Here is a 12,087-nt window from a genome sequence, read left to right as displayed (position 1 = left end):
GCATAAGCGACGGTATCGGTGGCATCCAGTTGAGTGGAGCCCTCGACAGGGGGCTTCGGAGCCGAATTGTCGATCGTGCCCCCGGCGTCCGTCTCGGGATCAGACTGGGGCATCTCGGAGGGCGAGGGGTTTCCGTCCGCGGCGAGTTTCCGGTTCAGCTCGTCGATGTTCGCCTCGAGCTCCTTGATCTTGGCCAGGGTCTCGTCGTTGTTGTCGGCGGCCGGTACGACTTCGCTCGAATCCTGCGCCGCCGAAGTCCCGCCGATCGACGACGGATCGGGATGGATCTCGTAGGTCGTGTTGCCGCAGCCGGCGAACCCGGCGGCGGTCATGGCCGCAAAGGCGACCAAAAGATATTTGGATGTAGGTAACATTGAATTTCCCCCTGCAGACTATTGAAGCAAACGGAATGCCAGAAATATTATATTGAAATTATTAAGAAAACGTAAATCAGGCTATTCAGAATGCACAAATTATTCAATCAAATGACACAAGTGTTCATGCACAGTTGAGCCATCGGTTTTTCACTTTCCTCCCAGCGAGCTGGGGAGGCTGAGAGACCCATTGGCGGTATCGACCGTCTTCCATTGATCCGATGATGGCGCATTCTGAGGGACCACCTGCGGTTGCGTTCCGAGATTCAACAGGCTGGAGGGGACGGCCAAAGTCGGTCCATTATTGGGTGTATCGACCGTCTTCCACGGAGTCGATGAGCCTGATCCGGAAGTTTTAGACAAATCATCGGCCTGGGTGACGACGAGGTCGCCATTGGCATTGAGGGAAGCCTGCGATCTGGCCTTGCCGCTCGTGTCGACGCCGGGCTGGCTGGACCAGGTGTTCGAGACGGAGGCGCTCGTCGGTTTGGTGGGTGTCGGCATCGGCGTCGGGGTCTGCACCTTCGTGGGCGAGCCGGAGGCGCTGTTGACGGGGGTCGTGACGGGCGCAACGGCCGTGGTCGGGGCCGCCGAGGCCTGGCTCTGAACCTTGGGGACGCCCCCCCCTGTCGCTGCGGAACCTCCCCCCGGAATCGGGTCGGCCGCCGTGGCATCCTTCTTTTTGCCTAATTGGGAAAGAAGGGCCCCGCCCGCCACTCCCAGTGCCAGTCCGCCGGCGCCCGCCGCGACGGCCGGTCCGGCCGAGGATCCCTGAGTGCTCTGATGTTGCGCGCCGCCTTGCAAAGGTCTTTGCATCATGAGGCCGACCAGCTGATTCATCATCGCGGCGCCCTGGGCGCCGCCACCGTTCCCGGCCTGCAGGACGTAGGCCCCGACGTCGCCGCCGGCCATGCCGAGGGACATCTGGACTCGATTCAGGACGGGATCTTCATCGAAGGCCGCGACGTGAGACAGTGAATGTTCGATTTTCATAGGATTTCCCTTGATGGACCCGCGATCAGATCTTCCAGCAGGTGTTGGTGAACGTGAACATCGAGTAGGAGCAGTCCCATCCCGGTTGGATCACGCAGTTGTAGCAGCCGTCGTTCGGGTCGTCGTTCTTGTCGTCGCACTGCTCGCCGTCGATCGTCTCGAGGACGCCGTCGCCGCATTCGAAGTTGAACCGCGTGCAGGTGCTCTTGGTCTCGAAGAGGAGAGGCTGGCAATTCCATCCGTTGTCGACCCTGCAGCGGTAGCAGCCGTCGTCGGGAGCCGTATTTCCGTCGTCGCAGGCCTCGCCGGCGTCGACCTTGCCGTCTCCGCAAGGATCGGCGGCCGGGACATCGGCGCCGGATAAGGGAATCGAAGACCACGGGGCGTAGGCGACGGTGTCGGAGGGTTTGAGCGGGGGCATCGGCTTGTCCGCGGGGGCCTTGAAGGTCTTCTCATCCTTCGTCCACGTCCCGTCCTCGGCCTGGCCGACGAGCACGTACTTGGCCGACTTCTCGTGGATGCGGGTGTAGAACGTGCCGCTCTCTCCGGAGAGGTTGATCCGGTAGAACAGGCCGGGCGCTTCCAGGGCGAAATAATCCATGCAATTGCCGTCGAGGTCCTTGCAGACCTCGCCGGAGAGCAGGCTTTGATACTTGAGATAATTTGCGCTTCCCTTGTTGAGGTCGTAACCCGAGGGATCGATCACGAGACCGCCGTCGCAGTCGGAATCGCCCGAGAAGGGGCCGTAGATGTAGAGTTGCTGGACGTCCCCTCCTCCGGTGCGGCTGTAGCTGATCTGGATCAAGCCCTCTTTCTTCTCATACAGGGTCTTGCTGCCGGCCAAAGAGACCGTCAGCGCGGCCGGAGGCGCCGGGAGTTCTTCGGGCGTCTTGGGGGACTCGATCTCGGGGTCGGTCGCTTCCGGCGTGGAGGTCTCCGCCGGAACGATGACTTCGTCCTCATCACCCGTAGGGGTCGTGACCGCATCGCCCTTCCCGGAAGGTTGGATGTCATCAGAGATGGCGGGAGGAGTGACGACGGCATTTTCGCCTTCCGCTTTTCCACAACCGATTGCCGCCGTGAGACTTAAGATAAGAGCCGCGATGCCAAGTGACTTGATGGTGTAACTTCTCATTTTATCCCCTTGATTTTGCGTTCGTCAAAAACTCCCAAACGGAAGGGAATCGCCTTCCGGTGCCATCTCAAATTCGGACGCCTGCGGGTCGGATGCCGTCGCCCAGGGCGGGCTGTATGCGATCGGCTCGGGCGCGGTTTGCGTGGGTACTGTCTCGGCCGGAGGTTCGGGGATGTCGGAGCCCGACGTCACATGGACGCGGGGGCCTCTCCCAATGCCCAGCTTGGCCATCCGCTCCATGTGGCGGTTCTCCTCCGCCGTCATGTTCTGGATATAGTCGAGGCTCGACGTCTGAAGCTTGGTATCGAGCTTTTCGATCCCCAGCTCGAGATTGGCGGCGAGCTGCATTTGGCGGTCCAGGCTCGCCTGTTGGAGGGCGGATTTCTGGGCCAGGATCTGGTCCAAGGCGATCGTCTTGTTGGCGTCGGAGGCGTACATCAGGGCCTCGGAGTTCTTCTCCGGCTTTGGGTCCGTCAGAATTCCCCCTAGTGTTAAAAGGTAGTCCGGAAGTAGTTCCATATGTTACGCCCCCAAGTTCATCTAAACAGCAATTCTAGTGCCAAAATAATCACATTGAAATCATTGAATAAAATACGATAGCTCATTTTAAAATGCGCAAATCGTTCGTTAAGCAGCACAACTGTTTATGCACAAATGAGTTATTCATTCTTTATGGAAAGGCTGCGACTCTTTGTCTTGTCGCGATGAAAAACGGGGGAAATTACGCCAGCCCTGCTTCCCTGAGCCATCGAAGGACTGTGGTGTAACAGACAGGGCCCAGCCTTCCTCGAACGCCGTATTCATAGAAGGTCCCGACGCTGATTCCCGCTGGCTGGTAGTCACGGGCGAAGAGCTCGCAGACTTTCCTCCGGAGTGCGTCGGGTTTGGCGTTGTTGGAGCGGCGCCCCTTAAGGCCGTGGACGAGGGCGAGCGGCCCCCGAACGTTGAGGCGTCGTTGAAGGCGCCAAAGTGTAGAGCGCGGCACTTGTAACTTCTCGGCGGCCTCCTGAGTGCTCAAAGCGCCGCTTAGGAAGCCCAGGACATGCGGATGAGTCATTTCCATCATAGTAGTTCCCCCTGTAGGTTTTAGACGCCCGAGTTCCGTTTCTTTTCGCCGGAGAGGGCGGAGATGCCCAGGAAGACGGCACCGGCGGTTGCTGCAACGAGCGCAAGCGGATCGTCGGCGACTCCGACTCCGGTCACATCGTCAGCGACGAGGGCCGCCGCGCCGACGAAGCAAGCCGCCGCGAGTCCTCCCCAAAATGCCTTATTCTGGTCGGACGCGTTCGCAGACTCGGGGGACCGTTCCGAGGAGGTTCCCGTTGCGGATGGAGGAGGATTCGGAGGGTCCTTGGGCCAGAATTTATCGATCAATCTGCTGGCGATATGACCCGCGATGTGGACGCCGAAAAAGGTCACACCGACCCAGATGAGATCTTTGAGATGATCCGGCGGCGGTATGGGCGGCTTGGGATCCGGTTCGCCCGCCGCGGCTCGAAGCGAGGTGAGCAATGCCTCGGAGTGAGCTTGATCGAGGGAACCGTGATTGCCCGACTCGAGGGTCTTGATGGCGGCCAATAGGCTCGGGCGATGGGCGATGTCGTTGTTGATTGCGATCCGATCCTCGTCCTCTTGGTTGGAGCAGAAAAAGGCATTACTGGTCTGGCCGTCTTTTTGGCCGAGGAGACGATAGATCTCCCGAAGCTGCTCGGCTCCCCAACTGATGGGCGCTCCGTTGTGGGTCGTTTGCAAGAAGGAAAAGGAGACGCCTCCCCCGCGCGCGTAGCAATCTCCGATCTCGGTGCCCGCAAGATCCTGGTTTAGGCGAATTGCGTCGGCTTTCGCCCCCGCGATCGTGTAAGGGACGCTGAAGATGTATTGTCCCTGCATGGCTTTCATCCTGGTGATGACGTCGACGGATAATCCTTCGACTGTGAGACGCCGTTTCCCATCGCGAGAAAAGAAAGCCAAGCAGCCCGCCTTGCAGTCCGTCTTTGGCGGAGTCGGTGGATCGTCGTCGTCTCTTGGGGGAGTCGGCGGTTTGGCATCATCGATTCGCGCGATGCCGCCGTCTTTGTAGACGATCATGCCTGCGTGAGGCCCCTCGACGACCCGCAGAAGATGGTCGCCTAGAGGTTGGGTCTTGGGGACATCGCCGATCACGGGGGAAAGGAAAACCAGTTCGCCGGACTTTGCGTTGGGATCGATGACTGCGGCCCGGCCGTCACGATAGGTGACGAGACCCTTGAAGGCGCCGCCGATCCTGCACAAAAAGGGGCCTTCATTTACCCCACTGAAATCCGAGCATTGCTTGCCAGACATAGAAAACCTCCAGACGGATGCTCATTCAGCAGAATGTTACAGCAATATATATGCCAACTATTCATTGTTGAAATAATTCGAGAATTTAGGATTGATTTATTGCCAAGCACAGAAAGTGAATCAAAAAGCACAATTCCTTTTGCTCAATCGTGCTATGCTTGCGAGGTGGGCTGGACCCTCCTCAAATCCTTAGGAAGCGGTTTAGGCGGCGAAGTCTTCGAGGCCCGCACGCCCGAGGGGGCGGTCGTCGCGGTGAAGCTTCTCTCGAACCGGGGGGACGCGACCCGCGCCGCCTTCGAGGCGGAGTTCGAGTTGCTGGCGCGGATCCGCCATCCTTCCATCGTGTCCGTCCTCGGCTTCGCTCCGACGAGCGAGTTTCTCTTCGGCGAAGACCGCGGGCCTTGCTTCTGGATGGAGAGGATCGACGGGGCCGATGTGATCGCCGCGGCCCGCGCCTCCGGCAAAGAGGCCGTCTTGGGGTGGTTCCGCGAGGCCTTGGAGGCTCTCGCCTACCTGCACGGCCAAGGTGTGATCCACGGAGACCTTTCCCCGGGCAATCTCCTCGTGGATTCCAAGAGCCGCCTTCGACTCGTGGATTTTGGACTTTCCGGATTTCAGGACGCGGCGGGGGCCTTCCAGGCCGCCACCCTCCCCTACACGGCCCCCGAGCGCCTGGACGGCGTGACCCTCCCCGCGAGCGACCTCTTCGCCCTCGGGACCGTTTTTTATGAGGCGCTGGCCGGGCGCCACCCGCGCGCGGGTGGTCGGAGCCTCCGGGAGATCCTCGAGAAGCCCGTTCGCCCTCTGGCGACCGTCGTTCCGGACCTGTCGGGCCGGTCGGAGGCGGCCGTCGTCGATCGCCTGATCGAACCCGAGTTGGGGCGCCGGCTTTCGTCGGCCTCCGCGGCGTTGGAGGTCCTCTCCGGAGGGCGGGACCGACCGGCATCGGGAGCGGTCGCCGATTATCACCCCATCCGGATGATCGGGGCCGAGCGGGCCCTTCAGGTCTTGCGCCGGAGTCTGAAGACTCTTCACAAACGACCGGCCCTCCTGGCCGTCCATGGGATCACGGGCGTCGGCAAATCGCGTTTCTTGCGGGAGATCGCCTTGCAATGCGCCGTAGCGGGGACGGCTTGCCGTCACGCGCGGCCCAAGGACATTGGGCGGACGGAAGGGACGATCCTGCTCTCCAATCTTCACGCCCTGCCTCCCGAGGACTTGCTGCCCTTGGTCGACCTGGAAAAATCCCTCGCACCCGGCCGACTCGTCGTCTTGGAGTGGAACGACGACCGCCTCCCCGACCGGCTCCGGCCCTTTTTCCGGAAAATCCTGGAAAATCCTCTCTGCGAGGAGATTGCGCTCAAAAATTTGGATCGCCAGGAGACGTCGCAACTGCTCCGGAACGCCCTCGGGGAGAAGGCGGCCGGCGAGGCCTTGGAGGATGTCTTCCGGGAGACGCGGGGCAATCCCCTCCTCCTGGTGGAAACGGCCAATGTTTTTTTGGAGGAGCGCCGGTGTTCAGGCCGCGAATTTTCCAAAAAGTGGCTGAAGGAACTTCCGAGACTCGCCTCCTTCGACAGCGTTCTCCTCTTTCGTCTGGAGACGTTGACCGGCGAGGATCGAGCGATCCTAAACCACCTGGCGTTGGCCGGCGGTCCCGTCGCGCTCGCGGTCTTGGCCCATGCGGTCGGGGATGAGGGGCTGGCCGCGCGACTCCCCTACCTCCTCGAGCGGGAGCTCGTCGTTCGCGAGGCGCTTTCCGGAAAATACGCCCCGGCGACCGAGGGGTTGGCGGCGTTCCTCCGTCAGGGTCTCTCGACGGCCGAGGCCCGCAAGATTCACGAAGATTGGTTCCGGGCTCTCGAGGCGGCCCCGGCCGACGACGCCGCCAAGCTTCATCACGCCGCCGCTTTGGGAGAGAGGGCGCTGGTCGCCGCGGGCGCCCGTCCCGCCGCCGAGAGGCTCTCCGCCGACGGGCGCAAGGACGAGGCGCTGGCCCTCATCGCGAGCGCTCTCCCCTTCCTGGAGGGGGACCGGGACGAAACCTCCCGGCTCCTGCGCTTGAAAATGAACTGTCTGAACGACCTGGGGCGCTTCGAGGCGGCCTTGGAGGTCGCAGAGGATTGGTTCGGGCTGAACGCGAACGACGAGCCGGCGCCTCTCCGGGCGGTCAAGTACTGGTTCATCACCGGACTCAACCACCAAAATATCGGGGATCACGGCGAGGCCGCCTTGAGGCTTCAGCGCTGTCTGGAGGCGGGCGACGCCTCCGAGGAAGCCCATCGCCCGTATCTGGTCCGGGCCCATTCCCTCCTGGGCGCGCACGACCTGCGGGAGCGGCGCCGCTTCGGCGAGGCCCGGCGGCATTTCGAGGAGGGCTTGGCGCTCGCCGGTCCCGGAGGCCGACGCCGCGCCGAGATCTGCCGCCATCTCGCCGAGCTTGGGGCCCAGGAGGGACGCTGGGACGAGGCCAAGCGGCGCTTCGAAGAGGCGGAGCGTCTCTATGCCGCGGACGCCTACGGTCCGGGCACGTTCGCGGTCGGCCTTCAGCAGGGAAATCTGGCGCTCGACCGGGGGGACTTCGAGACGGCGGACGCCTCCTACCGGTTGGCCGAGGCGGTCGCGCGCGGGCGCGAGGACGCCTTGGAGCTCGCGCTGGTGCAAAGCAACCAGGCCGTCTTGGAGCGCCGGCGCGGCCATCTCGCCCCGGCCCTTCCCCTGCTCGCCCGGGCCCACGACGTCTTTCAAGTCCTCGGGAACCGCAAGGACTTGGCCGAGAATTTAAAGAGGCTGGCGATCGCCGAGGCCTCCCTGGGCCGCTTCGCGCGCGCCGAGACGGCCGTCGCCGAGCTTCGGGAGGCGGTGACGGGTCTGCCGGACGCCCAAGGCCTCCTCCACGAGTCGGAGGCTTGTCTGAACGCCTGGAAGGACGGAGGCCGCCTTCCGGATTCGGAAAAGATCGGCGAAAAGGGGCTCGAAGAGGCCTACGCCCGACTCCCGCCGGAGCTTCAAGTGACCTTCGCCAACCGTTCCGACGTCCGTGGCCTTCCCTTCTTGACCGTCTCTCAAACGCCGTCCCCTTCGGGGGAGGCGAAAACCGCTGGAGGTGATCTCGTGGACATTTTAAGCGAACTGGCCGAGCTCAACCGGGAACTCGTCCAAGACGAGCACATGGACCGTGTCCTCAAGCGGTTGATGGACGCGGCCATGGACCTCTCACGCGCGGAGAGCGGGTTCCTCCTGGTTCAAAACGAGAAGGCCAAGGGACCGATCCCCGGATTCCAGGTCGCGGTCTCCAAGAAGATCGCCAAGCGGGACCTTGAGCGGCCTGGCTACGCCTTGAGCCTCTCGTCCGTCCGCCGCGCCATGCAGTCGGGCGAGGCCGTTATCACGGACAACGCCGTCGAAGACCCGCGTTTCCGGGAGGCGAAGAGCGTCCATTTCGCCAAACTCAAGTCCATCCTCGCCATTCCCGTGACGGGCCGCGAAGGGGTGCTCGGCGTCTTCTACCTCGATCACCGCTACGAGCGAGGCCTCTTCGAGGGACAGACGCTCGCTGCCATGAAGGCGCTGGCCGGCGTCGCCGCATTGGCCCTCGAGAAGGTGCGCAAGATCGCGGCGCTCTCCGAGACGAATGACCGCCTCGCGGAGGAAGTCGAAGTCCGATCGAGCGAGATGGGCTTGATGAACCGCGAGCTTCAGAAGACCCGCTTGAGCCTTAAGAACGAGTACGGCGACATCGTCGGGCGCTCGCCGCAGATGCTCAAGGTCCTGTCGCTCGTGGACCGGATCACCGAGGCGCGCGTCCCCGTCTGGATCTATGGGGAATCCGGGACGGGCAAGGAGGCGATCGCACGCGCCCTCCACTTCAACAGTGCTCGGTCCAAAAAGGCCTTCGTGACGGAAAACTGCGCGAGCCTGCCGGAGACGCTTCTCGAGTCGGAACTCTTCGGCCACAAGAAGGGCTCCTTCACCCATGCGACCGCCGACAAGAAGGGGCTCCTCCAATACGCCGACGGCGGGACCGTCTTCTTGGACGAGATCGCCGACATGAGCGTCCCCCTCCAGGCCAAGTTGCTGCGCTTCCTTCAGGAGGGGGACGTCCGCCCGATCGGCTCGAACGAGGTGGTCAAGGTCGACGTCCGCGTCGTCTCCGCCTCCAACAAGGACCTGCACGACTTGGTCCGGCAGGGAAAATTCCGGGAAGACCTCTTCTTCCGTCTCAACGGCGTGACGGTGACCCTCCCTCCGCTCCGGGAGCGCTTGGAGGATCTCCCGCTCCTCGCCGATCATTTTTTGGGAAAGATCGCCGGGAGGGAGAAGAAGCCGCGGTTGAAGCTCTCCCCCGAGGCCCTGAAGATTTTCTTAAGCTACGATTGGCCCGGCAACATCCGCGAGTTGCAGAACACGCTCGAGACGGCGGCGCTCTTTGCGGAAAAAGGCGCCATCACGGCGTCCTCACTCGAATTCAAACCGACCCTTCTGGGCGGAAAGGCTCTTTCAACACGCACCCCTCCGCCCGCAACCCCCCAAGGTGAGACCGAGCTCGTACGCATCCTCCGCGCGATCCGCGACGCCGGCTATCACCGCTCCAAAGCGGCCGAGGCCCTGGGGATCTCGCGCCGGAATCTTTACGCCAAGCTGGAAAAATTCGGCGTCAAGCGGGACGCGGCGACGCTCCACGAATACATCGACCGGTATCTTTAGGCGGGGGATCCCTTCGGGTATCCCCCTGCCCCCTGGCTGCGGAATCGGCCCGGCGTAGCCGGATCCGATTCCTTTCGATGGGGCTTGATTTATTGGAAGAGAATGGGCGCCGAGGTCGTCGACGCGTCGACGTCGGAATAGTACGTCGTGAAGGATCCGAGCGGATGAGTGACGCCGACATAGTCGACGGTGAACGTCACCGTCCCCTCGCCCAACGTCAGATTCAAGAAGACGACGTTGGTGCCCTCGGCTGCCTCCCATCCCGCCGGGGCCTCGAAGGATTGGGCCGCCAAAGGGGGCTGTCCCTTGGGCTGATAGCCCATGTGGACCAAAGGGGTTCCATTGGGCGTGGGGCCGGCCAGGATCCATTGATCGGCGTCGCGGGATTTGAATTCCAGCTTCATCTTGAAATCCGTCGTCGCGTTCTTGAAGACGGGATAGATGTCCGGCGTCGTCCGCGAGAGCTCCCACCAGGCGTTGACGCCAAAGCGGAGCCTCCAATCCGTCGCCTCTTTCTGCTGGTCGCTGCCCACCGACTCGCCGTCGCCCTTGGGAGGGAAGGTCCCGCCCCGGGCCAGGACGTAGGAATCTCCCAATGATGCCCCGCCGTTCGGGGTGTTGTTGATGGGATTGTTGATGGGGATCGCCGGCGAATCCCCGCCCGCCCCCGACGAGGGGCCCGTCGGAAGATCAGTGGCGCCGGAGGGGCCCTCGCCCTCGGTGGATTCGGGCTTTTCGGAATTCGCGACCCCCGCCGGATTGGACGGGGTCCCGCTGGGACTCATGCCTGGGAGACAGGCGGACAGGAGGCCCAAAAGACCTAAGACCGCGATGAAATGCCTGGAAGACACCACCCCATTATATCGGAGGATGCGCTCGATGTAGTTGCTTTTCTGGGGCTAGGCCCTCGGGTGCTTGGCTGCGACGATCTTCAAATGGGACAGGTTGAGGTGTGTATAAATCTGTGTCGTCGAGATGTCCGCGTGGCCGAGCATGGCCTGGACGCTCCGGAGGTCCGCCCCCCTCTGGACCAGGTGCGTCGCGAAGGAATGCCGGAGGACGTGGGGGCTCAAGTCCTTGCGGATGCCGGCCCTCCGCGAAAGGTCCTTCAGTAGCTTCCAAAACATCTGCCGCGTCATGCCGCGTCCGAGGCGGGTGAGAAAGAGGGCCTGCGTCGATCGTCCCTTGCGGTGCGTCTCCCGCGCGGTCGCGAGGTAGAGCTGGATCGACTGGATCGCCGACCTTCCGATGGGCACGATCCTTTCCTTGCTCCCCTTTCCCATCGTCTTCAGAAAACCGCGGTCCAGGTGGAGGTCATCCACCGTGAGATGGACGAGCTCCGAGACGCGCAGCCCCGTGGCATAGAGAAGTTCCAACATGGCGTCGTTGCGAAGTCCTTCCGGCCCTTCTTGAGCTCGCGCGTGCGAAGCGCTCAAGACCCGGTCGACCTCGTCCAGCGTCAAGAAGTTGGGGAGCTTTCGCCCTGCCTTGGGCAGTTCGACGAGCGCGGTCGGGTTCTTGGAGACGTCACCTTCCTTCAGGAGGAATTTGTAGAGCCCGCGGATGGCGATCAGGTGCCGCGCGAGCGAGCGCGCCTTGAGGGCCCCATCAGCGAGCTTCATGACATGCTCCAGGATATCCTGGGGGGCGACGTCGCCCCAAGACGTCTTCCTGCGCCTGCGAAGGAACTCCAGAAAGCCGTTTAGGTCGGTCCCGTAGGCGGCGAGCGAATTCTTGGAGAGGCCCTTCTCGACCTTCAGGAAGTCCAGGTAGCGTTGGAGGGGTTCTTCCACCAGTCGGGAACTTATCAGGAGAGGGTGCGCGTGTCGAAGGAATCGTGAAGGTCCCAGCCCGCCTCCGTACCCGTGTAGGTGATCCCGGCGGGAAGTTCGGAAAGCAGGATGTGGGCCACGAAATGGGCCAATCGGCCCATTTCTCCGACGGGCAATTCCCGGATGAGGGAGGCGTACCCGCCGGCCGCGGTCCTGTAATGAATTTTGATGAGCGGCTTCACGAAAAATCCGGCGCCGGCAGGTCGAAGAAGGCCTCGCCGCCCCCGCTCTCGAGTTGGGCGTGCTTTTGCTTGATCTCGGCCATGCGCTCGACGTGCTGGTTCTCATTGGCCGTCATCTGCATCCTGAATTGGAGCACTGACTCTTGGAGCTTGGTATCGAGCTTTTCAATCCCCAGCTCTAGTTGGGCCGCCAATTGCATCTCGCGGTCGAGGCCCGCCTGCTGCATGGCGTTCTGCATGCCCATGATCTGGGCGAGCGCGACCGTCTTGTTGTTGTCCGCGCTGTACATCATGGCCGTGGAATAATCGACGGGGGTGCCGTAATTCACCGTGCTTTTGCTGCCACCAATGGAATCCCCGATTTTGTCGCCGACATAAGCCCCGACCGGTCCACCCACGGCGAATCCGATCACAGTTCCCCAGAATCCCATATTGACCTCTCCTTGGAAGAGATGGAGCAAGGTCCATGCCATTCAAAATCGCTTGAAAATTCGGGCAAAACGGGAGCCGTTCGACCGATTTTGTTTCCCCCGGTTAACAGA

General features: G+C 62.3%; 11 protein-coding genes. 1 reads left to right on the top strand and 10 read right to left on the bottom strand.

The window, feature by feature from the left end; all coding sequences use genetic code 11:
• From VLJ37_10075 to VLJ37_10050, 6 genes are all read right to left on the bottom strand, one after another.
• A partial coding sequence (locus tag VLJ37_10075; protein HSA60016.1) for a hypothetical protein occupies window positions 1-374 on the bottom strand: 374 nt, incomplete at its 3' end.
• 150 nt (window positions 375-524) lie between these two features.
• Entirely contained in the window at window positions 525-1,367 is an 843-nt protein-coding gene (locus VLJ37_10070) for a hypothetical protein (protein ID HSA60015.1), read from the bottom strand.
• Between the two features lie 25 nt (window positions 1,368-1,392).
• On the bottom strand, window positions 1,393-2,502 hold the full coding sequence (locus VLJ37_10065; GenBank protein ID HSA60014.1) for a DUF4215 domain-containing protein: 1,110 nt from the start codon (window positions 2,500-2,502) through the stop codon (window positions 1,393-1,395).
• 24 nt (window positions 2,503-2,526) lie between these two features.
• On the bottom strand, window positions 2,527-3,021 hold the full coding sequence (locus VLJ37_10060) for a hypothetical protein (GenBank protein HSA60013.1): 495 nt from the start codon (window positions 3,019-3,021) through the stop codon (window positions 2,527-2,529).
• A 202-nt stretch (window positions 3,022-3,223) separates the two neighbouring features.
• Complete coding sequence (locus tag VLJ37_10055) at window positions 3,224-3,568, bottom strand: helix-turn-helix domain-containing protein (protein ID HSA60012.1); 345 nt, start codon at window positions 3,566-3,568, stop codon at window positions 3,224-3,226.
• Window positions 3,569-3,588: 20 nt separating this feature from the next.
• Entirely contained in the window at window positions 3,589-4,824 is a 1,236-nt protein-coding gene (locus VLJ37_10050; protein HSA60011.1) for a hypothetical protein, read from the bottom strand.
• A gap of 165 nt (window positions 4,825-4,989) precedes the next feature.
• On the opposite strand from VLJ37_10050, the gene VLJ37_10045 reads away from it, so the two are divergent.
• Window positions 4,990-9,531, top strand: coding sequence for a sigma 54-interacting transcriptional regulator (locus tag VLJ37_10045; protein HSA60010.1), 4,542 nt, complete (start codon window positions 4,990-4,992; stop codon window positions 9,529-9,531).
• An 89-nt stretch (window positions 9,532-9,620) separates the two neighbouring features.
• Here the strand turns inward: VLJ37_10045 and VLJ37_10040 are convergent, their stop codons facing one another.
• Genes VLJ37_10040 through VLJ37_10025 form a run of 4 tightly spaced genes read right to left on the bottom strand, consistent with a single transcriptional unit; the run spans window position 9,621 to window position 12,018 of the window.
• Window positions 9,621-10,382 (bottom strand): hypothetical protein, encoded by a 762-nt coding sequence (locus VLJ37_10040; GenBank protein ID HSA60009.1) that lies wholly within the window; start codon window positions 10,380-10,382, stop codon window positions 9,621-9,623.
• A gap of 48 nt (window positions 10,383-10,430) precedes the next feature.
• Window positions 10,431-11,324 carry a site-specific tyrosine recombinase XerD gene (xerD, locus tag VLJ37_10035; protein HSA60008.1) on the bottom strand — a complete coding sequence of 298 codons (894 nt, stop codon included), beginning with the start codon at window positions 11,322-11,324 and terminating at the stop codon, window positions 10,431-10,433.
• Between the two features lie 14 nt (window positions 11,325-11,338).
• A complete protein-coding gene (locus VLJ37_10030; protein ID HSA60007.1) occupies window positions 11,339-11,545 on the bottom strand; it encodes a hypothetical protein in 207 nt (68 codons plus the stop codon).
• Entirely contained in the window at window positions 11,542-12,018 is a 477-nt protein-coding gene (locus VLJ37_10025; GenBank protein ID HSA60006.1) for a hypothetical protein, read from the bottom strand. Before VLJ37_10025 ends, VLJ37_10030 begins: the two co-directional genes overlap by 4 nt.
• Window positions 12,019-12,087 lie beyond the last annotated feature (69 nt).

It is taken from the genome of bacterium (assembly GCA_035454885.1).
Taxonomy (GTDB): domain Bacteria; phylum UBA10199; class UBA10199; order JACPAL01.
This window is presented reverse-complemented; position numbering and strand designations above follow the sequence as displayed.

Bases quoted from the DNA above. Each gene is read 5' to 3' on its own strand.
- VLJ37_10070 (HSA60015.1), bottom strand. From the start codon at position 1,367: ATGAAAATCGAACATTCACTGTCTCACGTCGCGGCCTTCGATGAAGAT.
- VLJ37_10065 (HSA60014.1), bottom strand. From the start codon at position 2,502: ATGAGAAGTTACACCATCAAGTCACTTGGCATCGCGGCTCTTATCTTA.
- VLJ37_10060 (HSA60013.1), bottom strand. From the start codon at position 3,021: ATGGAACTACTTCCGGACTACCTTTTAACACTAGGGGGAATTCTGACG.
- VLJ37_10055 (HSA60012.1), bottom strand. From the start codon at position 3,568: ATGATGGAAATGACTCATCCGCATGTCCTGGGCTTCCTAAGCGGCGCT.
- VLJ37_10050 (HSA60011.1), bottom strand. From the start codon at position 4,824: ATGTCTGGCAAGCAATGCTCGGATTTCAGTGGGGTAAATGAAGGCCCC.
- VLJ37_10025 (HSA60006.1), bottom strand. From the start codon at position 12,018: ATGGCATGGACCTTGCTCCATCTCTTCCAAGGAGAGGTCAATATGGGA.